21 protein-coding genes are annotated in these 22,930 nt (G+C 60.2%); 13 read left to right on the forward strand and 8 right to left on the reverse strand.

Annotated elements, in window-relative coordinates:
• Position 1 precedes the first annotated feature (1 nt).
• The 3 genes from BLU71_RS10270 to BLU71_RS10280 form a co-directional block, all read right to left on the reverse strand.
• Entirely contained in the window at positions 2-2,392 is a 2,391-nt protein-coding gene (locus BLU71_RS10270) for a TonB-dependent siderophore receptor (RefSeq protein WP_064361869.1), read from the reverse strand.
• Between the two features lie 119 nt (positions 2,393-2,511).
• Complete coding sequence (locus tag BLU71_RS10275; protein WP_083352997.1) at positions 2,512-3,492, reverse strand: FecR domain-containing protein; 981 nt, start codon at positions 3,490-3,492, stop codon at positions 2,512-2,514.
• Positions 3,479-3,994 carry a sigma-70 family RNA polymerase sigma factor gene (locus BLU71_RS10280; protein WP_083354326.1) on the reverse strand — a complete coding sequence of 172 codons (516 nt, stop codon included), beginning with the start codon at positions 3,992-3,994 and terminating at the stop codon, positions 3,479-3,481. Before BLU71_RS10280 ends, BLU71_RS10275 begins: the two co-directional genes overlap by 14 nt.
• Before the next feature lie 179 nt (positions 3,995-4,173).
• Here BLU71_RS10280 and BLU71_RS10285 point away from each other — a divergent pair, with 179 nt between their 5' ends.
• Positions 4,174-5,157, forward strand: coding sequence for a helix-turn-helix transcriptional regulator (locus BLU71_RS10285; RefSeq protein WP_083352998.1), 984 nt, complete (start codon positions 4,174-4,176; stop codon positions 5,155-5,157).
• 166 nt (positions 5,158-5,323) lie between these two features.
• Complete coding sequence (locus tag BLU71_RS10290; RefSeq protein ID WP_042610236.1) at positions 5,324-6,451, forward strand: mechanosensitive ion channel family protein; 1,128 nt, start codon at positions 5,324-5,326, stop codon at positions 6,449-6,451.
• Positions 6,452-6,578: 127 nt separating this feature from the next.
• Here the strand turns inward: BLU71_RS10290 and BLU71_RS10295 are convergent, their stop codons facing one another.
• The gene (locus tag BLU71_RS10295; RefSeq protein ID WP_083352999.1) at positions 6,579-8,498 is read right to left on the reverse strand and encodes a tyrosine-protein phosphatase; all 1,920 of its coding nucleotides are present in this window, start codon (positions 8,496-8,498) and stop codon (positions 6,579-6,581) included.
• 345 nt (positions 8,499-8,843) lie between these two features.
• Between BLU71_RS10295 and BLU71_RS10300 the strand changes: the two genes are divergently transcribed.
• From BLU71_RS10300 to BLU71_RS27310, 4 genes are all read left to right on the forward strand, one after another.
• Positions 8,844-10,382 carry a class I SAM-dependent methyltransferase gene (locus BLU71_RS10300; RefSeq protein WP_083353000.1) on the forward strand — a complete coding sequence of 513 codons (1,539 nt, stop codon included), beginning with the start codon at positions 8,844-8,846 and terminating at the stop codon, positions 10,380-10,382.
• Between the two features lie 274 nt (positions 10,383-10,656).
• Positions 10,657-11,538, forward strand: a complete 882-nt coding sequence (locus BLU71_RS10305; RefSeq protein WP_042610233.1) for a manganese catalase family protein — start codon at positions 10,657-10,659, stop codon at positions 11,536-11,538.
• A gap of 53 nt (positions 11,539-11,591) precedes the next feature.
• Positions 11,592-11,894, forward strand: a complete 303-nt coding sequence (locus BLU71_RS10310) for a hypothetical protein (protein WP_064361875.1) — start codon at positions 11,592-11,594, stop codon at positions 11,892-11,894.
• Between the two features lie 12 nt (positions 11,895-11,906).
• Complete coding sequence (locus BLU71_RS27310) at positions 11,907-12,047, forward strand: hypothetical protein (protein ID WP_156889229.1); 141 nt, start codon at positions 11,907-11,909, stop codon at positions 12,045-12,047.
• 39 nt (positions 12,048-12,086) lie between these two features.
• Here BLU71_RS27310 and BLU71_RS10315 read toward each other — a convergent pair whose 3' ends face one another.
• A complete protein-coding gene (locus BLU71_RS10315) occupies positions 12,087-12,518 on the reverse strand; it encodes a DNA methylase (RefSeq protein ID WP_083353001.1) in 432 nt (143 codons plus the stop codon).
• Positions 12,519-12,678: 160 nt separating this feature from the next.
• On the opposite strand from BLU71_RS10315, the gene BLU71_RS10320 reads away from it, so the two are divergent.
• Positions 12,679-14,250: a sensor domain-containing diguanylate cyclase gene (locus tag BLU71_RS10320; RefSeq protein WP_083353002.1), complete on the forward strand. Its 1,572-nt coding sequence runs from the start codon at positions 12,679-12,681 to the stop codon at positions 14,248-14,250.
• A gap of 11 nt (positions 14,251-14,261) precedes the next feature.
• Here BLU71_RS10320 and BLU71_RS10325 read toward each other — a convergent pair whose 3' ends face one another.
• Positions 14,262-15,356, reverse strand: a complete 1,095-nt coding sequence (locus BLU71_RS10325; RefSeq protein WP_083353003.1) for a GNAT family N-acetyltransferase/peptidase C39 family protein — start codon at positions 15,354-15,356, stop codon at positions 14,262-14,264.
• 94 nt (positions 15,357-15,450) lie between these two features.
• On the opposite strand from BLU71_RS10325, the gene BLU71_RS10330 reads away from it, so the two are divergent.
• Both BLU71_RS10330 and BLU71_RS10335 read left to right on the forward strand, forming a co-directional pair.
• A complete protein-coding gene (locus BLU71_RS10330; RefSeq protein ID WP_042610229.1) occupies positions 15,451-17,031 on the forward strand; it encodes a RimK family protein in 1,581 nt (526 codons plus the stop codon).
• A 3-nt stretch (positions 17,032-17,034) separates the two neighbouring features.
• Entirely contained in the window at positions 17,035-17,946 is a 912-nt protein-coding gene (locus BLU71_RS10335; protein ID WP_042610228.1) for a magnesium transporter CorA family protein, read from the forward strand.
• A gap of 42 nt (positions 17,947-17,988) precedes the next feature.
• On the opposite strand, the gene BLU71_RS10340 is transcribed toward BLU71_RS10335, so the two are convergent.
• On the reverse strand, positions 17,989-18,255 hold the full coding sequence (locus tag BLU71_RS10340; RefSeq protein ID WP_083353004.1) for a hypothetical protein: 267 nt from the start codon (positions 18,253-18,255) through the stop codon (positions 17,989-17,991).
• Positions 18,256-18,388: 133 nt separating this feature from the next.
• Between BLU71_RS10340 and tspO the strand changes: the two genes are divergently transcribed.
• The 3 genes from tspO to BLU71_RS10355 all read left to right on the forward strand — a co-directional run bounded on the left by tspO (position 18,389) and on the right by BLU71_RS10355 (position 20,285).
• On the forward strand, positions 18,389-18,832 hold the full coding sequence (tspO, locus tag BLU71_RS10345; RefSeq protein WP_039758892.1) for a tryptophan-rich sensory protein TspO: 444 nt from the start codon (positions 18,389-18,391) through the stop codon (positions 18,830-18,832).
• Positions 18,829-19,812, forward strand: coding sequence for an alpha/beta hydrolase (locus BLU71_RS10350; protein WP_083353005.1), 984 nt, complete (start codon positions 18,829-18,831; stop codon positions 19,810-19,812). Before tspO ends, BLU71_RS10350 begins: the two co-directional genes overlap by 4 nt.
• Before the next feature lie 221 nt (positions 19,813-20,033).
• A complete protein-coding gene (locus BLU71_RS10355; RefSeq protein ID WP_083353006.1) occupies positions 20,034-20,285 on the forward strand; it encodes a DUF2790 domain-containing protein in 252 nt (83 codons plus the stop codon).
• Between the two features lie 69 nt (positions 20,286-20,354).
• Here the strand turns inward: BLU71_RS10355 and BLU71_RS10360 are convergent, their stop codons facing one another.
• Positions 20,355-21,281, reverse strand: a complete 927-nt coding sequence (locus BLU71_RS10360; protein WP_064361881.1) for a LysR family transcriptional regulator — start codon at positions 21,279-21,281, stop codon at positions 20,355-20,357.
• A 210-nt stretch (positions 21,282-21,491) separates the two neighbouring features.
• On the opposite strand from BLU71_RS10360, the gene BLU71_RS10365 reads away from it, so the two are divergent.
• Positions 21,492-22,928 (forward strand): NAD-dependent succinate-semialdehyde dehydrogenase, encoded by a 1,437-nt coding sequence (locus BLU71_RS10365; RefSeq protein ID WP_083353007.1) that lies wholly within the window; start codon positions 21,492-21,494, stop codon positions 22,926-22,928.
• Positions 22,929-22,930 lie beyond the last annotated feature (2 nt).

The raw sequence follows: 22,930 nt of genomic DNA on the forward strand, positions 1-22,930 counted from the left end.
CTTACCAGTTGTAACTCACTTTGGCGGTAATCTCGCGACCCGGGTTGTAGAAGTTCGCTGTGCCGGAACCGACCACATGCTGCTCATCCAGCAGGTTGCTGACGTTCACTGCGAGGTCGGTGCCCTTGGCGATCTTGTAGTTGAAAGCGGCGTCGAACAGCGTGGTGCCGTCGCTTTTGCCGGAGTTGGCTGCATCGAAGTAATACGAGCCGACGTAGCGTGCACCCAAGCCCACGCTGACATCAGTGGCGGGCACATCGTAGTAACTCCAGAGCGAAGCGGAATGCTTGGGCGCGGTGGAGAACTCGTTCCCCTTGAGAGAACTGCCGTCGTACAACGAACCGCGCAGTACCTCGGACTCCATATAGGAATAGCCACCGATCAGGCTGAGGTTTTGCGTCACCTGCGCCTTGGCCTCCAGGTCGAGGCCACGCGCACGCGACTCGCCCACTGTCTGCTGCTCAATGATGCCGCTCGGCAGCACCACGGCGATGGTGACGTTTTCCTGGGTCAGGTCATACACGGCTGCGGAGAACAGTGCGTCCATCCCCATCGGCGCATACTTCACGCCCACTTCGTACTGCCTGCCCGTCTGCGGTGTTACGCCAACCTGCGGCGGCGATACCGATTCCACCATGCTCACGTAGGTGGACACTTCATCGTTGACGATATAGGTCAACGCACCTCGGTAAGAAGTTTCTGAGAAGGTGTCTTTCTCGGTGGATTGCAAGCCTTTGCTGGTCAGGTCCATCGAGTCGTTGCGCACACCACCGGTGACGATGAACCGCTCGTAGAACGACAGGTTCTGCTGCAGGAATACGGCCTTGGTGGTCGCGTCTCGCTTGTTCACGGCGTACGGCGTGATCGAGCGTGAAACGCCGGTAAACACGGGATTGGCGATGTCGATCGGGGTCGTCAGGGCGTAGACCGAGCTCTCCTTGGTGGTCGAATCGAGATACTCCACGCCCACCAGGCTGCTGCTGTCGATGTTCTCGAAACGGGCATCGTATTGCAGCATCAGATTGCCGTTGAACTGGTCGGCATCAGTGTCCGTGCCAAACAGGTATCGATCGACAGTAGTACCGACACGGGCGGCGCTGTCGCTGAGGTACACGTAGCCAAAATCATCGGTCAGCTTGCTGTAACGCAGATTGCTGCGCAATACGAAGCCGTTGTCGAAGTCATGGGTGACGTTACCGCTGAGGCTGGTGCGCTCGACATCGTGGAAATTGTAGCTGGGCTCACCGTAAAACTTGCTGCGGTCGTATTCCTTGTCCAGCGGATAGCCGCCACTGTTGGGCGAGCTTTCGGTTTTCAGGTAGTCGAGGATCACCGTGGCCGACGTGTAATCGGTCGGTGCCCAGGTGAGACCCCCCATAAACAACTGGTTGTCGTCCTGTGAGTGATCGTACTCGCGGTCGCTGTTCTGGCCTTTGGCCGTAAAGCGGCCAGCCAGGGTTTTCTCGTCGTTCAGCGCATCCCCCACATCGATGCCTGTCTCGACATGGTCAAACGAACCGTAGGTCACATAGCCCTGGCCAAATTTTTCGAAGCGCGGCTGTTTGGTCACGAAGTTCACCGAACCGCCCGGGTCCGCTGGGCCAAACAGCGTGGAGTTGGCGCCACGCAGAATCTCGATGCGCTCATAGGCGAATGGATCTTCGCGTACGCCACGCATCGAACTCAGGGTCAAGCCGTCACGGTAGGTGGTGGCCTGGAAGCCGCGGATCTGGAAATAGTCGTTGCGGTCATCCGTCCCGTAGAAATCACTGACCACGCCGGGCGTGTATTGCAGCGCCTCTTCCGTGGTGCTGACGCTGCGCTGTTGCATTTCCTTGTTGGTAACGACTGATACCGATGCCGGTGTATTGAGAATGCTGGTCGCCACTTTGCCGCCGACCCAAAGTTCCTTGGCGACCACCGAGTTGGTGTCGTCGTCGGCACTGACCCTGACCTTGGCATTGATGATGAGGGGTGCGAGGCGGTAATCCTCGACATCTGTTGCATCGAGTTCCAGCGGGCCGGCGGTCTTCGCTTGGGGGACCAGCAGATAAGCATTCGGGCCTTGCTGTTCGATCTGCAATTCGCTCCCCTGCAGCAACGATGACAGCGCTGTCGAAGTCTCGAGCGTGCCATTCACGCCAGCAGTGGTGCGGTTCGCAACACTCGCCGCGTCGAAGGAAAGACTGATCCCGGCCTCGCGCGCAAAGCGGTCGAGCGCCGGCGCCAATGGGCCGGCAGCAATGTTCCACTGCTTGACCTCATTGCTGTGGTCAGCGCTCGAGGTTTGCGCCAGCGATGGCAATGCGTAGCTGCTCACGATCAAACCGAAAATCGCAGCGTGCATGGCACGATTCAATGGATGGCGCTGTGAAACCGGGGACGAACTCATTTTCTCGCTCCAAGAAAGGACATCGGCAGACTGGCCTGTATTCCGGCCTTCCTTAAAGGTCGAACGAGAATGAGAAACCACCTCATTATTTTTCACGTCATGCAAAAATCCTGATGGCCTCAGGTCGCAGCGGACACGGTCACCCAATAACGGGTTCGGTAATCAACGTGCAAGCGCAGTGATTGCGCGATCAATGCGAGGACCTGATCGTTGTCAGCCAGCTGGAAGGTGCCGGAAACGCGGCGATCAGCGACCTCTTCGGCGCAGCGCAATACCCCGGGGCGATAACGCGACAACTCCACGATGAAATCATCGAGGCGCATGTTGCGCGCACTGATCACCCCGTCCCCCCAGCTCCAAAGATCAAGACCGTTGTCCCTGTACGTTCGGGCGCCACTTGAGGTGAACAGCAGAGGATTGCCCGCCTGGGCGCTGGCGCTCGCAGGGTTTTGACTGGAGCCGGGGAAAACCGTGACTGATCCCTGCTGAGCCGCGACCAGCGTGCCATCGTCACGCTCGCGTACCAGAAAGCGCGAACCATGGGCGCGCATGAGCCCGTCACGGGATTGCACCCACAGCGGTCGCGCTTGAGGCGAGTGTTGATCCGCCCCGACATTCACGATGATTTCCCCACGGCGCAGGATGATCAGGCGTCGCTGAGCGTCGAATTCGCTGTCGACGGCGCTATCGCTATTGAGCTGGACAAGGCTGCCATCATCGAGCTGGAAGCGTCGTAGCTCGCCGGTGCTGCTGCGTTGCTGGGCAAGCATGGCCGGTACGGGCGTGTAGTCCCGACCAAGCCAGGCGGCCGCGCCGACCGTCGCCAATACGCCCAGGAGTTTCAGGCTTTCCCGCCGACGCATTCCATGGTTGCTGCCTTCGAGGGTTTGTCGGGCCAGTTGAGTGGGTACGCCTGCGAACTCATCCCCAAGCGATTCCACACGCTGCCACGCCAACACATGCTCTGGGCGCTGCTGGAGCCATTGCTCAAAAGCGCGCTGCGTCTGCTCATCGGCTTCATTGAAGCGAAGGCGCACTTGCCATTGGATCGCTTGGTCGACAATGGCCGGATCCAGCGCCTGCGGCTCACGACTCGACATAACGCAAGCGATAGCAATGTTGCAGGGCAGTGGCCAGGTCGCGTTCCACGGTCGCGCGGGAAACACTCAGCTTTTCGGCGATTTGCGCGCACGTCAGACCGTCGAGGCGGGCAAATAAAAACGCTTGGCGAACTCTCGGTTTGAGCATACCGAGCATGCGGTCTATGCGCTCGAGCGCATCCAGAATCATCAGCCGGCTTTCTTCCGAGGGAACCTCATGTTGAGGGAGCGACATGACGCTTTCCAGGTAGGCACGTTCGAGTTCGCGACGCCGATACTGATCAATCATCAGTCCACGGGCGATGCTGCTCAAATAGGCGCGTGGTTCGCGCAAGGGGCTGGATTGACGCGCCTTGAGCACCCGTACGAAGGTGTCCTGGGCCAGATCTGCTGCATTATCGCGACATCCAGTGCGTCGCATCAGCCAGCCCTGTAACCAGGAATGGTGGGTGCGATAGAGCAGCCCTAGATCTGCAGTACCTAGTGTTTCGTCGCTACGCATCGGCATCCCGGGACATACATGATTGATAATGAATCGCATTCTACTCATGCGACAGGTCTCAGGTAAATACGTGGCTTCGTCGAAAGCCCACCATGCTCCCGGCCTTGTCACTCAACCGTCACGCCTGCCCCCTAGGCTCTACCGATCTCTACCGTTGACCCACGAGCCCGCACTCCAACATGCCGCCAATCGCCATCGCATCCCCAACCCGGCAAAACATCATCCTGCGCTCCGACAATCTCACCTCCTCCGACTTCGGCGCGCTCTTCTCCAGGCTTTTCGGCAATCGTTACGCCGACACTCCACCACCGCCCTCCAACATCATCATCGGCGGGGTCTACGGGCGGCACGACGGCGTGAGTTTTCGACGTATGCATTACCACGGCGACTTCAGCGTCACCCTCCCCGATCCGCACAACGAAATCACTTTCGTCATCCCCACCGCCGGCAAGATCGTTTTCAACCACGCCACCGAGTCCATCGGTATGGCGCACGTCGGCCTGGCGATCGACAAGGCGGATATCCGTTCGATGCGCTTTGTCGATGATCACGCGCATCACGGCATTTCGGTCAATCGTCAGCAGCTCACCGAGCGTTTGTCTGCGTTGCTGGAGAAACCGATCGTGCAGAAGATCATGTTTGAGCCGAGCGTGGATCTGAATACGCCGGCATTCCAGGGCCTCAAGGCGTTGATCGATCTGGCTACGGGCACTGAGTTCGATGCGCTGATCAACAGCGGCACGCTGATGCCGTCACGTTTGCGCGAGATGTTGATCGATGCGGTGCTGGAGGCGTGGCCGCACAATTTCACCGAGGCATTACGGGGGCCGGCGCCGTGTGTGGCGCCGCGGCATGTGAAGGTGGCGATGGAGTTTATCCAGGCGCATCCGCAGCAGCTGGTCAGTGGTGTGGACCTGGCGCGGTTGAGCCATGTCAGCCAGCGCGCGTTGCAGGAAGGCTTTCGGCGTTTTGTCGGGATGTCGATCGTGGCGTATCAGCGTCAAGTGCGTTTGCAGCGCGCTTATGAAGCGTTAGCGCGCGGGCATGCGGGCTCCGTGACGGAGGTGGCATTGCGCTTTGGCTTCAGCAATGTCGGGCGCTTTTGTCAGTATTTTCAGAGTGCTTACGGCGTAAGCCCGGCGGAGTTGAAGGCCAGGCGTTGACCATTCGCTCCGGTGAAAACTGCATTTGATTGAACAGCAGGCATCTCAGGGCGACTAACCCCAGACAGGTCGCTTGGCGGCACAGCCATTCAAGCGGCGTTTACCTGGCTGCGGCCGGCGGTGGGCTTCGGTGCCGCGTCGTCGCAGGCTTCGCAAGGGGGTTTCAATGACCGAGGATTTCATCGGCTTTTTCACGACGCACACCATTTTAGGCATTTCATTGGCGAACTGGGTCTTGGCGTTTCTCGCCGCGACACTCAGTTATCTGCTGACCACCACCGCGATCCGTTTCGTTTTCCGCAAGGTGCAGGCGCGGGCCAGCGCCGGCAATGGGCATCTGACGTACATGGCCAGTGAAGTGTTGGCGGCGACCAGCACCACGTTGCTGCTGTTGGCGTCGATCCTGGTCGGCATCGGGTTGCTGGATTTGCCGGAGCGCTGGCTCGGGCGCGTGAGCAGTTTGTGGTTCGTGGTCGCGGCGTTGCAGGTCGGCCTGTGGACCAACCGCGCGCTGGCGCTGGGGCTGCATCGCTATTTCTCGCGGCACAACGCGACCGGCACCTTTCAGGCGAGCGCGCTGGCGACCCTGAGTCTTTGGGGCGTCAAGGTGTTGCTGTGGGCGGTGATTCTGCTGGCGATGCTGTCGAACCTGGGCGTCAACATCACTGCGTTTGTCGCCAGCCTTGGTGTCGGCGGTATCGCCGTGGCGCTGGCGGTGCAGAACATTCTTGGCGACGTTTTTGCCTCGCTGTCGATTGCCGTGGACAAGCCGTTTGAGGTGGGCGATTTCATCGTCGTCGGCACGCTGGCCGGTACGGTCGAGCACGTCGGCCTGAAGACCACACGCATCCGCAGTCTCGGCGGTGAGCAGATTGTCATGGCCAACGCCGACATGATCGGCAGCACCATTCAGAACTACAAACGCTTGCAGGAACGTCGGGTGGTGTTCGAGTTTCGTTTGACTTACGAGTGCACCACCGAACAGATTCGCCAGATCACCCAGCGCGTTGAAAGCATCATCAAGAACGAAAAACAGGCGCGCTTCGACCGCTGCCATTTCCGCAGTTTTGGTGAGAGCGCGCTGGAATTCGAGACGGTGTACATCGTCCTGGACGCCAGCTACAACGTCTACATGGACGTGCAGCAACGGATCAACCTGGCAATCATGGAAGCGGTCGCCGAGCTGGACGCGACGTTCGCCTTCCCGGCGCGCACGGTGCATGTCGCCTCGCTGCCCGAGCCCGCCGCGCAGCCGGCACGCACCCAGCAATCGTCGCGTGCGCAGCATGCCTGAGGCGGAAAGTAACCTGTGGCGAGGGAGCTTGCTCCCGCTGGACTGCGCAGCAGCCCCGTCTTTTACAGGGCCGCTTCGCGACCCAACGGGAGCAAGCTCCCTCGCCACAGTGATATGTTCGCCGGGGTTAGAACGCGTAACTGGCCTTGAGCCCGCCATTAAATCCGTGGCTGTCACCGCCACCGTTGGCGCCGACTTCAGCGCCCACACTCAGGGCGCCGAGGTTGGCCATCAGATTAACGCCGCCGCTGAATTGATCGCGGTTATCGAACGCCGCGCGCTGCTCGATATCCAGCCCCAGCAGATGACCTTCGCTGTCGACTTGCTGATCGCCGAGCGCACGTTCATAACCCACGCGAACGCCCGGAACCAACTGCCACGCACCCATCGCTACCGGGGCAAATGAAACGTCGAGATTGGCCACCGCGCTACGGCGGCTCTGCTCGATGCCATCGACGTCGAGCGCCAGCTCACTGCCCTTCTCTTTGAAACCTTGCAAGTCGAGATGACTGACGCGAAAGCCCAGGCTCGGTTCGACAATCACCCCGCTGAGCGGTGCGCGGTAACCCAACGCCAAGGTCGCGCCGGTGAGATTGCCGTGGCTGTCGCCCTTGGCTGTGCCGAGGCCACCGCCAAGCTCGCGTTTGCTGTCGTAGTCGACGTAACCGGCGCTGGCGCTGGCGTCGACAAACACGCCGCGTTCGAGGCTGATGAGGCCGTAACGCGCCCCGAGGTTGAGGAAGGTGAAATCAGTGTCGGCCTCGCCACCCGCCCCGCCGACGCTGCCCTTGCTGTAGCCGAAACCGGCCCGCGCGCTGAGTTGTTCGCTGAAGCGCTGGGTAATGCCAAGCATCAGACCCTGGCTGTGTTCGTTACTGCTGTCGGCGTGCGCCGAGCCGTCGGTGCCGAGGTAACTCGCGAGTGCGCTGCTCCAGAGGCGGTACTGGCCGACCTTCAGATCGCTGCCGCTGGCAAAAGCTGCGGCGGCTTGTTCGATCATCGCGTTCTGCCGCAAGAGATAGCTGGCCGCATCCGCATGCACCTGACCACCGACTTGCGTTTCGACACCGCCCAAGGTGCCGGCGTCGATCGCCGATTGCAGGTAATAGTTGTAGGCGCTGTAGGTGCCGGACAGCTCAGAGTTCTGCAACTGCCGCAGCAACTCAGCGCCAGCGGCGGCATTGCCGATCATCCCGGCCTGCCCCGGCAAGCTGTTGTACTCGACCAGTTTGCCGCGCAGCACATAGATGGTTTCCTGGGACAGACCGAGGCCCTGCTTGAGGTAGTTGTCCATGCTGCCGTACTCGGCGGCGACCTGGTCGAGCCCGGCCTGCAAGTAACTGGCCTGCACGCCGAGCAGCGGCTCGTAGACGGCGGCCATGCTCGGCGGCAAGGCTTTCAGAGTCGCAGCGACACGGGCGGCGGTGTAGTCGTTGGTCGCCAGATAGTTGGCCATGATGGTCGCCTCATCGACACCAGCGATGCTCTGCAGCACAGCGGCGGTCCAGCCGGTGCGATCCTTGCCGGCGGTGCAGTGAAACAACTGCGCGGCGTCGACGCTCGCCAGCTCATTGAACAACTGGCCAAACTGCCCGCGCATGCCGGCATCGCTGACGAACGCACGGTTGGTCTGTTCCATCATCGCCACGGCTTCAGCGGCGCTGCGAAACGAGATGCTGGTGATGTCCGCACCCGAGGTAGTGCTGCCAATGATGTCGATATTGCGATAGGCCGCCCCCGTGATCATCGTGTCCGGCGTAGCGGCAATTTCGCTGGGCGTGCGCAAGTCGTAGATGGCTTTGATGCCCAGACCATTGAGCGTCGCCAGATCCGCCGCCGACGGCGTCAATGCGTTGGAGCGATAGAACACACCGCTGCGCATGGTCCCGTCGTGGGTCGTGGAATAGGCGGAAGTGATGCCGGCAATGTCGCGAAAGTTGTCGATGCCGGACAAGTGCGGCGTGTCGAGTGCGACAGGCGTGGCCGCATTGGCAGCGGCGATGGACAGGCTCAGAACGGACAACGAACACAGAAGACGTTGGAACACAGTGCAGCCTCATGAAATCAGGGTTGGGCTGGTCACTATGGGCAGGCGAGTGAGAGGCAATATGACAGTTTCGGGCGGCCACGAAATGCCTGCGCGAATGGGCCGTGGGGTGCGTGATCTGTCCAAAAATCTCGAATCCGGCACAAATCCCCTGTAGGAGTGAGCCTGCTCGCGAAAGCGGTGGTTCAGGTTAATTGATGGTGATTGAAACACCGCTATCGCGAGCAGGCTCACTCCTACAGGGGATCTGGTGTGTCAGGAAAGTATCCGGTTTTTCTACTTGTCGCGCGCAGCGACAACCCCTTATAAGACTGCCATCACTTCCGAGAACAAGAGACCGCCCCCATGAGCAACGCCTGGAACGAAGGTTATTTCACCGACGAAGGCTACACCTACAGCTATAGCCGGGAGATCAATCCGGTATTCCTGCGTTACTGCCTGTTGTTGCGCGGTTTCGCCACGCTGGACAGCAACGACGGCGTGCACTGCGAACTGGGCTTTGGTCAGGGCGTATCGATCAACATCCACGCCACGGCCAACCCGGGCTCGTTTGTCGGCACGGATTTTCACCCGGGCATGGCGGCCCATGCCATCGACCTCGCGACTGCCGCCAACAACGGCGCCCGTCTGTATGACGACAGTTTCGAACAGCTGCTGGCGCGCAATGACCTGCCACAGTTCGACAGCATCAGCCTGCACGGCATCTGGACCTGGGTCAGCCGCGACAACCAGAAACTCATCGTCGAATTCGCCCGCCGCCACCTGAAACCCGGCGGCATGCTCTACGTCAGCTACAACTGCTTTCCGGGCTGGTCGCCGTCGGCGCCCCTGCGCAACCTGTTCAGCCTGCACGACCGCTTTGCCAATGCCTCATCGCGCTCCGATCAGCGCATCGACGCCGCGCTGCAATTTTCCGAAGCACTGCTCGCTGCCAACCCGAAATACGCCGCTGCGGCACCGAGTCTCGGGGCGCGGTTGCAGAGCATCAAAGGCCAGGATCGTCACTACGTCGCCCATGAATATTTCAACCGCGACTGGAACTGCATGTATTTTGCCGACATGGTCGATGCGCTGGCCCCGGCCAAACTCGACTACGCCACCACCGCCGTGCCGCTGGATTCGGTCGACCCGCTCAACCTGAGCGCTGAAGGCATGGATTTTCTGGAAACCATCGAACACCCGGTCATGCGCGAGCAAGCGCGTGACTACTTCGTCAACCAGCACTTCCGCCGCGATCTGTACGTGCGTGGCGCGACCCGCCTGTCCGCTGCCGAACGCCGCGCGCGAATGCTCCACACGCGTTTTGTGCTGCTGCAACCCTGGGACACCGTGGCAGGCTCGGTCACCGGTCCTGCCGGCGAAGCGACCCTGCAACCGGAGATTTACGGCCCGGTACTCGATGCGCTGGCGGCGCAGGACTATGCCGCCAAATCGATGCGTCAGCTGCTGTCCGAGGCTGCGCTGGCGTACGACGACATCGAACAAGCCCTCGCCGTGCTGATCGGCATGGGCGCCGTCGCACCGTGCCAGAGCGAGGCCGCCGAATCGCAGGTCAGCGGGCGCTGCGCTGCACTCAATCTGCAACTGTGCAAACGCTCGCTGTACGGCGCCAACATCCAGACCCTGGCCAGCCCGGTCACGGGTGGTGGCGTCACGGTCAGCCGCTTCCAGCAGTTGTTCCTGATTTCGATCAAACAAGGCAAACAGCAACCAGCCGAGTGGGCACAACTGGCATGGGGCGTGATCAGCGAACAAGGTGAAGTGCTGGTCGACAACGGCCAGCCGCTGCTCACGCCCGAAGCCAATATCGCCGCACTGACCGCACAGGCCCAGGTGTTTGCCGAGCAAACGCTGGTGGTGCTGAGAGCGTTGAAGATCGCCTGACGCTTAAATCGGGTCTGCTTATCTCCACAGAACGACCCGGTCTGCTCCCTCTCCCTCCGGGAGAGGGCTGGGGTGAGGGGCTTTTGATTCTAGATGTCACGGGTGAACCCTGACCCTGAGCCAACCGTCCTGTTTCCGGAACTTTCCGCCCTCTGCCGTCCGTCCTGCCGCCTCGCAATAAACGAAATTTCCGCCCCACCCGCTCCTCACAACTATGCATGCGCTCACACCCACAAGGGTGACTGCGCGATAGCCTGGTCTGAGGAAAATTTGAATGTTCATACATAACAAGCGACTTCAGTACACCGTTCGAGTGGCCGAGCCCAATCCCGGTCTGGCCAATCTGCTGTTGGAACAATTCGGGGGCGCCAATGGCGAATTGGCCGCGGCAGCGCGCTACTTCACTCAAGCCCTGGCCGAGGAAGATCCGGGGCGCAAAGATCTCCTGCTGGACATTGCCACCGAGGAATTGAGTCATCTGGAGGTGGTCGGTTCGATCATCGTGATGCTCAACAAAGGTGCGAAGGGGCAACTCGCCGAGGGCGTTCAGGAAGAAGGCGAGCTGTATCGCGCGCTGAATGGCGCCGGCAATGACTCGCACATCACCAGCCTGCTCTATGGCGCAGGCGCGCCTCTGGTCAATTCGGCCGGTGTGCCGTGGACAGCGGCGTATGTGGATTCGATCACCGAGCCGACCGCCGATTTCCGTTCCAATATCGCAGCTGAAGCGCGGGCGAAAATTCTCTACGAACGCTTGATCAACATCACCGATGACCCTGGCGTGAAAGAGGCGCTTGGCTTTTTGATGACGCGGGAAATTGCCCATCAACAGTCGTTCGAAAAAGCCCTGCATTCGATCCAGCCAAACTTCCCCCAGGGCAAACTGCCGGGCATGCCGGAGTTCACCAACAAGTACTTCAACATGTCTGGCGAACCCAACGTTCGTGGCCCGTGGAACGAGGGCGGTGCGTGGGAGTACGTGGAAAACCCAGAGCCGGCGGTCGACGGCGGCGATGGTCTGGCGACCGTCAACCTTCCTGCTGAAGACGAACAAGTGCTGGAAGCGATGAAGACCCGCACAGCCTCTGACCCACTCAGCGAACCGGTGACCGGTGCTGATCTGGGTTCCGGTTATGTGCAAGGCAGAGATGTCTGAACCCAGTCCCGGCGGCCCCGTCCCGGGGTCGCCACTTGCTCAAGGAGAACAACATGAAAAGCAGCAAAGTCCTGGCACTGACCTCTGAACATTTTCAACGCTTGATGGAGCAGGCCTCCGCTGGTTTCGAACTGGACTGCCGACAGGCCTGTCGCGGGCTGAAAGTCAGCATGGCGGTGAATGTATTCGGTCTGGGCACCCTGCTCCCGAATAATTTCGCCGACGAGACTACCGTCCAGCCATCGGACGAGCAGCCACCACTCGATGACACCCCAGCCATGATGCCCATGGTTGCCAAACGCGCATCCGCACAGCGAAGCCGCTCAGTGGACATGGCCGAACGTTTTCATCGGTGACAGGAGCGCGACATGAGAACGCATAAAAATCCGAGCGTCACCTCAGGCCTGACCGTCGCTCCTGGAGTCCAGTTTCTGCTGGGTTGTGCAATATTTGCCGGCGGAACGCTGATCATAGTGAGCGAACTGGCGGGAAGGTTTGTTGCGATGTGAGCGGTGTGTAGCGGCCTTGTGCATCGGCAAGCCGTAAGCTCAATACAGCACCGCAGCCGCTTCCCTCATGAAGATCTCGACAGTCTTCGGCCCTATCCCCTCGAACTCGGACAGGCGCTTCTCCAGCGCCTTACGATCCGCACTCGCTGCCACGATGTTACTGACCTTGCCGGCATACTCGCTGTTGAGCTTGTTGGCCAACGCGAGTAAGCGCGCTGCCGTGCTCTCGTCGTAGCGCACGTAACGCGCCTGCCCCAGCATCGACACCAGTTGCCGATGCGTACACTGCGCGAGTTTTTGCGGCGTGTCTTTCTGATGCTGCTCTACTATGACTTGGTACGCCTTGGCGGCGATGGCGCCCTGAATCCTTTTGCCCATCAGAAAACTGGCAAGCAGCCATTTGAACAGCCCGGTTTCGCTGGCGGTGTGCAGATCGATGTTCAAGTCACCGGCCGTGATGATTTCACTCACAAGTCTCACCCTAAAGCGCGTTTCAATTACAGATGTTGACCCGGCACCGCTTTGAACGATCCAATGGCCGCCGCTTGCCCAAGGCAATAAATTGAATCCCCAGTGGAAACGGATGGTCATCTTTCAGGAGATGAGAGATGACAAGCATAAGGACCTTCACATGCTCGGTCGTAAACTGCCCGACAGCAAAGGGCATGACGCCGCAGAAACCGCTCCCATCAAAGCTGCCAGCGAGATAGCCGCTTTCCGCCTGACCGTGATCTTCATGCTGACGGTAATTCTGGCGTTTCTGGGAGTGGAAGGATGGCGGACGTGGCGTGACTACCACTCCGCGTTTTCGTCAGCCCGGGATTCGGTCACCAACCTCGCGCGGGCGACAGCACAGCATGCCGAGGACGCCATTCGCCAGGTCGACGTATTGACCGCCGCGCTGGGCGAGCGCGTCGAAGGCGATGGTTTGCAGAACATTGACGTGCCACGCATCCACAAGTTGCTGGTCCAGCAGGCCAAGCTGATGCCGCAGCTGCACGGCCTGTTCATTTACGGGCCGGACGGGCACTGGATCGTCACCGACAAGGAAATCATCCCGGACCCGGCGAACAACGCCGACCGCGATTACTTCCAGTATCACCGCACCCACACCGATCGAAACGTGCGCATCGGCGATGTCGTCAAAAGCAAATCCACCGATGACCTGATCATCCCGATTTCGCGTCGCTTGAATAACCCGGACGGCTCCTTTGCCGGCGTGCTGCTGGGGACGATCAAGGTCAGCTACTTCGTCGACTATTACGGAGATTTCAAGATCGACGACAAAGGTGCGCTGGTCCTGGCGCTACGCAACGGCACGATCCTCGTACGCCGCCCCTTTATCGCCTCGGTGATCGGTCAGAGCCTGGCCGACAGTGAGGTTTTCAAGAACTACCTGCCCTATTCCAACCAAGGTATCGCCGAGGTCCGAGCCATCGTCGACGGCACCCAGCGTTTGTACGGTTACCGAGCCTTGACCACGTACCCGCTGGTGGTTGAAACCGGACTTTCCCGCGAATCGATCATTGCGCCGTGGCGCTGGGACCTGATCAAAACCGGATTCGTGTTGATGTCGGTAATCACGGCGTTCACGGTCTTCGGGCTGATTGTCTTGAGGCAATTGCGCCAACGCATGGTGATGGAAAAGGATCTGCGCAAGGCACACCAGGCCATGAAGGACATGGCGTTGACCGACAGCCTGACCGGCCTGGCCAACCGCCGCCGCCTGGACACCGCGCTGGCCGACGAGATTCGCCTGGCCAGACGTCAGGGGTCGTCGATTTCATTGATCATGCTCGACGTTGATCACTTCAAACTCTACAACGACACCTACGGCCATGCGGCGGGTGACGATTGCCTCAGCGCTGTCGGCCAAGCGATTGCGCAAGCGGTAAAACGGCCCGGTGATCTGGCCGTGCGTTATGGCGGCGAGGAATTCTCCGTGTTGCTGCCCAACACGGATATTCGCGGGGCGGCGCTTGTGGCCCAGGAAATACTTGAGGCTATTCGCTCCTTGCGGCTGGAGCACAGAGCCCATCCGCAGGGTCACGTCACTGCCAGTGCAGGTATTGCGGTTGGCAAACCGGCCGAACATGAAGTGACCCCCGCCACTCTTATCGAGTCGGCTGACAAGCTGCTTTATGCAGCGAAGCAAAAAGGCAGGGATCGCTACTGTATCGGCGATGAAGGGCTCGGCGCCTAGCCACCCACGCCTCAACGGGAGCGCAGCATCACCGCTGCGCGAACCCGCTGTACGCCAAATACCGTCATGCGCAGAAATTCCTGGTGACTGACCGGCAAGTGCTGGCAGTCCAGGCCGCGTTTCAACTTGCTGTGATCGACATCCGGATCATGCAAATAGACGAAGTCCTGGTCACACGCGGTGATGATCACCCAATGCGGCGCTTTCAAGCGGGTGAATCGGTAGCTGCTGATCAGCACCACCGGTTTGTAGCCGGCCGCCAACGCCGCACCGACATCCAGACTTGACGCCAGCACCTGCTGCACTTGCGTGGTCGCCAGGTCTTGGGCAAAACCATCCTCGACCAGCTGCATGATCGACTTTTTCTCTGTGCTGCGTACGCCGTGAAGAAAAAGCGAGCCCTGGTGGCTGACCTCCAGGCGCACATCGAAACCGCGCCGCCAGGCGGCCAATGCGAGGCCCTGAGGGCTGCAGCCACCGTGGCCGGCGGTCATGAAAATGGTGGTTGCCTCGCGCCATAGCTGGATTTCCTCCGCTCGGGTCATGGCACGGGTCGGATCGATGGCGGACATCGCCATCAGCAGGCACGCCGCGCCGCAGGTGAATTCGGTGGTCTGCTGGTAGTACGGCACTTGGCGGGCGGGTGCGGGCGCTTCGCACAGGATGCGCTTCTCGTAGCGCAACGCCTCGCAGTGGTCTTCGTAATAGTCCTCGACGCTGGCAAAGCGCTGATAGCCGTTGGCTTCGTAGAGGCGGATGGCAGCGCTGTTGTCCGCGCGCACCTCCAGGCGCAGCCATGCGCAATTGCGCGCCAATGCGCAGGCCTGGGCTTCCTCCAGCAAACGCTGGCCAAGCGCATGTCCGCGCCACACAGGGCTGACGGCAATGGAATACAAGCGCCCCAGCGAAGTGCCGCGGTGAAAAAGCACCAAGGCATAACCGGCAAGTCTTGCGTCCGATGTAGCGACAATCAGCGCCGCATTGGCTCGACTGAGCATCCAGCTGAAGTTGCGCTGATTCAATCTGTCGAGGGCAAAACACGCCCGCTCCAGTTCGAGCAGATCGTCGATATCGTCCATCGACGCAAAGCGAAAATCAAAAGACATGACCGCACCGTAAAGTTTGAGTAACGAACCGGGACAGGCCCAGTGGCCCGTGATTTATTGAAGCGGCGTCTTCTTCAACAGGGATTCATTACTCATGTCAGCGGTGCAAGCCAACGTGAACGAAGTATTAGACAAAACCGAGCATTCGACAATCTCCCTCAGCGAGGAACCTCCCAGTATCAAGCCCTCGGGGAGTCGATTGCTCATACTGGTCGAACGCAAGGATGACTGGGCTGATTACTTGCCCAGCGAGAGCCTGATGCTCGCTCAGGATTACCTTGAACACAGCGACGATTTTCCTCATCGCACCCAAGTCATCAACCTCTGCCGCAACTACAAATACCTCGGCCAGGGCTATTACTGCTCACTGCTGGCCGAGGCGCGCGGGCACAAGGTGTTCCCCTCGGTTCGCACCGTCAGCGAGCTGGCGCGCAAAGCGCTTTACGGGGTCGGGCTGAACGATCTGGAACGCACCCTGGAGCGGGCGCTGGCCAACCATCCATACGGCGAAACCGAGGCTTTCACGCTGTCGCTGTACTTCGGCAAGGCCTCGATCGAGCCGCTGCAAGAGATCGGCCGTCAGCTGTTCGAGGCGTTCCCCTGCCCTATCCTGCTGGTGGAGTTTCGCCGTGGTGAAACCTGGCAGATTGCGGGCATCAAAGCCGGGGCGCTGCACAGGCTTCGCGACGAACAGCAGCACGTTTTCGCTGATGCACTGGATGCTTTCAATCGCAGGACGTGGCGTCAGCCAGCCTCCAAACGTGTGGCCCGATACGACCTGGCCATCCTGCATGATCCTGACGAAGCCCTACCGCCCTCGAACCCCGAGGCATTGCAGCGTTTCATCGCAGCGGGCGAACAGCTGGGCATCGATGTCGAGCTGATCGAGAAAAAGGACTATGCGCGGCTCGCCGAATTCGATGCGCTGTTCATCCGCGAAACCACGCGAGTGGATGATCACACCTATCGGTTTGCCAAGAAGGCGGAAAGCGAAGGCCTTGTGGTGATTGACGATCCGTCGTCCATCCTGCGCTGCACCAACAAGGTTTATCTGGCCGACCTGTTGAAGCGCCGAGGTCTGGGCATGCCCGTAACGGAAATCCTCTACAAGGATCGTCCGCAGGAACTTGAAAATGTCGGGCGTCGCTTGGGTTTTCCCTTGGTACTGAAAATCCCCGATGGCTGTTTTTCACGGGGGGTTATCAAGGTCACCGATGCGCAAGCGCTGGCCACGGCTGCGCAGGAATTATTCGAGCACTCGGTTCTGCTGCTGGCGCAGGAGTACTGCTACACCGAATACGATTGGCGCGTCGGGGTGCTCAATGGCGAGGCGCTGTATGCCTGCAGGTACTTCATGTCCAAGGGGCATTGGCAGATTTACAACCACAAGGCCCTGCCCGGCGAGATCAACGGCATGTGCGAGGCGGTGCCCGTCGAGCAAGCACCGCCCGACGTCGTGCAACTCGCGGTACAGACGGCAGGGCTGATCGGCGATGGCCTCTACGGCGTCGACCTCAAGCAGGCGGGCGATCGGGTTCTGGTCATCGAGGTGAACGACAACCCCAACCTCGACGCCGGCATCGAAGACGCGGTGCTGGGCGACGAGCTGTATCGGCGCGTGCTGCAAGCGTTCACGCAAAGGCTCGAGCTCAAACACCGTGGCCAGGCGTGGTGAGCGATGATTGAACGCTATTGCATTGATTGCGGCGCACTGCGCCAGGGCACCGAAGACGAGGCGACTGTCTGGCTGGCCGTCGCCCCGAACGCCGTCGAGCAATCGACGCTGCAAACAAGTCTGGGCATTGGCGCTCAAGTGCTGGAGTCATCGCTGGATCCGGACGAGGTGGCCCGGATCGAAATCAAACCGGATCACCTGTTCCTGATCTGGAAGCGCCCGGAAAGCTTCGACGGGCGAGCATTCAACGTCTCGTCATTCGGAGTGGTGCTGAGCGAAAAGCGCCTGGTGGTTATTTGTGCGAGCAACTCGCTGCTCTCCAGCCTTGAGCAAGATGCGCAAATGACCGGGCCACTGGATGTGCTGATGGCGTTGCTCGCTGAAAGCGTTCATCACTACCTCGGGCATCTGCGCGTGGTCAAACAGATCGCCCGGGAGATTCAGCATCAATTCACCCGTGCGATGGACAATCAGCAACTGGCGCAGATGTACAACCTGAGCGAAAGCCTCGTGTACTACGTGAATGCGATTCAAAGTAACGGCGCAGTGCTGACGCTGCTGCGCAACCACGGCCAACGCCAAGGCTTCAGTGACGGTCAACTGGAATCGCTGAACGACCTGATCGTGGAAAACGAACAAAGCTTCCAGCAGGCCAGAATTCACGCCAAGGTGTTCGCCAACCTGATCGAGTCCCATGGCAATCTCGCCAACAACAGCATGAACCGGGCGCTGCGCAAGCTGACGCTGATCAACGTCGTGTTCCTTCCGTTGAACCTGATTGCCGGCATCGGCGGCATGTCGGAGTTCAGCATGATGACGTCCGGCGTTCCATGGTGGATGTCTTTCCCGGTGCTGATCGCTTGCATGGGTCTCGTGGGCGCGGGGATGGCGCTTGCACTGCGGCGCATGGCGTGAATCCGGGTCAGGTCCTGCCGCCGCCTGCGCCGCAGTTGAAGGTCAATTAGCCCGGCTGACCACCCGAATATCCGTAATCCCTACCCGCTCGGCCTGCTCGAGAATCTGCTCTGGCGTCGAATCCGCCGTGGGCATGACCAGGCTGTTTTCGGCATCGCCCAGATGTAGTTGCAGCAGATGCATCGCCGCGTCGTGCTCGGCCAGTTGCGCGTCCTTGAGTTCGAGCAGATAAGTACGAGGCTCGCCGTTGAAACGGTATTCGATGTGATAGGTGTACATGTCGTCGTCCGCGTCGGTGGGAAAAGGCACTGTTTATCCTGACGCGACGGTCAGTTTTTAGTTCAACTTGCCTGCCATTTTGTGTTTGCAAACAAACTTTTTGCGCAGCGGAGCGTCCTCTTCTTAACTCTCCATAACAGCTGATCACAGCTAAGGACTGGCAATGACCTTTTTCATCTTCCTCTTGGCCTGCGCGGCGGCGGCAACCACTGGCGTGATGTTCAAACCCGGCCCGTGGTATGAATCGCTGACCAAACCCTCTTTCACCCCGCCCAACTGGGCGTTTCCTGTGGCCTGGACAATCATTTACCTGCTGCTGGCCTGGGCCGGTTATCGCCTGAGCCTGATCCCCGGCAGCCAAACAGTGCTGGCCTTGTGGGCCGCGCAAATCGCTCTGAATACGCTGTGGACGCCGGTGTTCTTCGGCGCGCATCAGGTGCTGGCGGCGCTGGTGATTCTGGCGGTGCTGTGGGTGGTCGTCGCGGTGATGGTCGTGCTCGCGCTGCAACTGGACGTGGTCACCGGGCTGATTCTGTTCCCGTACCTGGCGTGGCTGTGCGTTGCACTGGCGCTGAACTGCTCGATCCTGATGAAAAATCGCCTGTGAGCGATTTTCCCTGGCCGCAAGGCGAGTGCGAGCTGACGCAGGTGCGCGCGTTCAACAAAAAGCTCGCCTGGCTGCCGCGCTTCAAGGTGCGCAATCGAGTCACCCCACGGCTGATTCAGGCGTTGTTGCGGGCGGGTCAGATCGGCGGCGCTGGCAAGCTGCGCCAGCATGGGCTGACCGCCGACCGGATGATCATCGACACGGTGCCGGTACGCATCATCCGCCCCAAGGGCAAAGCCAAAGGTGTTGTCGTGGATTTCCACGGCGGCGGCTGGGTGATCGGCAATGCGCAGATGAACGACCACTTCAACATCGCCATCGTCAACACCTGTGACGTGGCGGTGGTGTCAGTGGATTATCGGCTGGCGGTGTCGACGCCAATCGAGGGCTTGCTGGAAGACTGTCTGCGCGCCACGCGCGGCATCTTGAACAATGCTGAATTTGCCGGATTGCCCGTAGTAGTCGTCGGCGAATCGGCCGGTGGGCATCTGGCGGCGGCCACCCTGCTCGCCCTTGAATCTTCGCCGCAACTGCTGCAACGGATCTGCGGCGCGCTGCTGTATTACGGCGTCTACGACCTGACCGGCACGCCCAGCGTGCGCACCGCACCCGCCGATACTCTGGTGCTCGACGGCCCCGGGATGGTCGAAGCGTTACGCCTGCTTACGCCGGATATCAGCGACGAACAACGACGCCAGCCACCGCTGTCGCCGCTGTATGGCGATTTCAGCGGACTGCCGCCAGCGCTGCTGTTTGCCGGTGAGCTCGATCCGCTGCTGGATGACACGCGGCTCATCGCCGAGCGCTGGCGACACGCCGCACCGGTGGAAATGCATGTGCTGCCGGAGTGTCCGCATGGGTTTATTCACTTTCCCACGGCCACTGCTGAGAATGTGCTGGCTTACAGTCGGGAGTGGATTTCGGCGCGAGTGGCAAGTTACTCAGCGAAATCCGCCGAAATGAGCCCGGCGCTTTCGTAGCTGCCGATTGCATGGCGAGCCGTAAAAAACCGAGACAAGCAAAAGGCGCCCTCACCGGCGCCTTTTTTTGTTTGCGCTGAACCCTGCGCGATCGTTCACCCCATGCCGATTGTGGCTCAAACCGTAAACAGTCTTTACCCGATCCGCGCCTGTTTCCCCCGCCAGCCGCCGCATAGAGTTCGTTCCAGCAGCACACTCAACTTCGGCAAAGGAAAACACCCATGAAAGTCTCAATGCTCGTCCTCGCACTCTTCGGCTTCAGCTCGGTGGTCATGGCCCAGGACTCGACTACCACGCCTCCCGTCGAGCAATACACCTACGCCACTCACCTCGACGTCGCCAAAATCATCTCGGAAGATCCCGTGCCGGATGTCTGCGCCGTAGTGCCGGTGCACATGACCTATCAGGATTCCCAAGGCAAGCAGCACATCCTGCAATACGAGGTCATGGGCAGCGGCTGCAGCAACGGCTGATCAAGCCAATACCTCGCACCCCATTGCGTCTCAGAGTGGCTTCGCTGAGACGCAAATGCTTTTACCGCTTCAATCGACAAGTTCCTCAGCAGTGCTCGCCAGCTGCGCGCCAACCCGGGTTTTCAACGTATCGATGAATCGCGTGATCTTCGCATCGACAAACTGGCGAGACGTGTAGACGGCATAAACATTGCGCTCATAGGTGTGGTAATCAGGCAGTACCCGCACCAGCCTGCCGGCACGCAAATCGTCGATCGCCGTGAAGCCTGCCAACAGACCAATCCCCGCCCCTTCGCGAATGGCCACGGCCATTGCATCCATATCATTCACGCTGAAACTCGGCCCGGTCGGGATGAACGTCGCGTCGCCTGCCTTGCTTTTGAGCTGCCATTCATCGCGTACGTAATCCACGGTACCGAGCAGCAGGCATTGATGATCGCAAAGCTGTTCCGGCGTCTCGGGTGCGCCGTGCCGCGCCAGGTATTCCGGGGAGGCCACCAGTACGCAGTGACTGACGCCGATCTTTTGGCTGACATACGCCGAATCCGGTAGCGTGCGCGCGATCAGAATGGACACGTCCAACTGATCCTCAAGCAGATTGGGCATGCGTTGGGAGAGCATCAAATCGACGGTCACTTCGGGAAACGCTTGGCGATATTCCAACACCGCGCCGGTCACCAATTGCCGCGCCAGTCCGGGCACACAGTGCACGCGTAACGTCCCTCGTGGCTGCAAGGCGGCATTGCTCGCCTCGGCTTCTGCGCTTTCCAGGTCAGCGAGAATCTTCACGCAGCGCTCATAAAACCGCCGGCCCGCGTCGGTCACCGAGAGACGCCGTGTGGAGCGCTGCAACAGGCGGGTGTCGAGCACGTTTTCCAACGCCGAGACCGCACGCGATACGTTACCGACGGTGGAGTCGAGATGGTTGGCCACGGCAGTGAAACTACCCATCTCGACTACCTTGATGTACACCGACATGTTTGAAAGTTTGTCCATCCTGATCGTCCTGTAGACCTGCCACTCACTGCGGATACGTCGGATGCTACACGCTCGCTGCTGCGCTCGATATTACCCTCTGGGACAACAGTGATTCCCTCGCGGCCGGCTAAATCAAACGGCGCGCCTTCCATAGACTGGATTCCACGGGACGCCTGAACCACTGCGTACAAGGCGCCGAATGAATCCTCAACCATGAAGGCGACATCCATGAACACTCCTTACGATCCGCTCTATCTCTTCATCGATGGTCAATGGCTCACCGCCCAAGACCGCGCGACCGCTGCGGTGGTCAACCCGGCGACCGGCGAGGAAATCGGCCAGGTGCCACTGGCCACCGCCGAAGACCTGGATCACGCCCTCGAAGTGGCCCGACTGAGCTTCGACCAATGGCGCCAGACCGTGCCGGACCAGCGCGCAAAAATCCTCAAGCGCGCCGCCGACCTGATCCTCGAACGCGCCCCGCAAATCGCTGCGCAAATGACGCTGGAAGAAGGCAAGCCACTGCGCGAAAGCCTCGATGAAGTGACCCGTGCGGCGGAGTATTTCGAGTGGTTCGCCGAAAGCGCACGACGCATCGACGGCCGTGTCGTGCCGGCCAATCGACCGGGGGTACTGCAACTGGTCAAACGCCAGGCGATTGGCCCGGTCGCGGCATTCACACCGTGGAACTTCCCGGCCATCACCCCGGCGCGCAAGCTCTCGGCAGCGCTAGCCGCCGGTTGCAGTGTGGTGCTCAAGCCCGGCGAGGAAAGCCCTTCCACCGCGCTGGCCCTGGCCCGGGCTCTGGACGATGCCGGCCTGCCCAAAGGCGTGCTGCAAGTGGTGTTCGGCGTGCCGGATCAAGTGTCCAGCCATTTGATTGCCTCACCGATCATTCGCAAAGTGACCTTCACCGGTTCGGTGCCAATCGGTCGCCTGCTCTCGGCCCGTGCCGCCGAAGGCGTCAAGCCGATCACACTGGAACTGGGCGGCCACGGCCCGGTGCTGGTGTTTGCTGACGCCGACATCGAAAAGGCTGCTGTGGAAGGGGTCGCCAATCGCTTTCGCGGCACCGGTCAGGTGTGTATTTCCTCGACTCGCTTCCTGATCCAGCGCGAGGCCTATGCCGAGTTTGTCGAGCACTTCGTTGCGGCCACCCAGGCGTTGAAAATCGGCGATGGCATGGATCCGCAAACCCAGGTCGGGCCGCTGGCCAACCCACGGCAACTGGCGAAGATGGAGCAACTGATCGCCGACGCCGTCGAGAAAGGCGCGCGGGTGCTCGCCGGTGGCGAAGCGTTGCCGGGCGCAGGCTTCTTCTTCCAGCCCACTGTTCTGGCCGATGTGCCGATGAGTGCGCGAATCATGCACGAAGAACCCTTTGGCCCCATCGCGATACTGATGCCTTTCGATGAACTGAGCGACGGGCTGCAAGAAGCCAACCGCCTGCCCTATGGCCTCTCGGCCTACGCGTTCACCTCCAATGCGCGCACCGCGATCGACGTGGCCGATGGCCTGGAAGCCGGAATGATCGGCATCAACCAGTACCGCATCGTCGCCACCGAGCTGCCGTTCGGCGGCATGAAGGAAAGCGGCCACGGTTCCGAAGGCGGCATCGAAGGCATCGAGCACTACCTCACCAACAAATTCATCAGCCAGGTTTAAGG

The organism is Pseudomonas moraviensis, from assembly GCF_900105805.1.
Taxonomy (GTDB): Bacteria; Pseudomonadota; Gammaproteobacteria; order Pseudomonadales; family Pseudomonadaceae; genus Aquipseudomonas; species Aquipseudomonas moraviensis_A.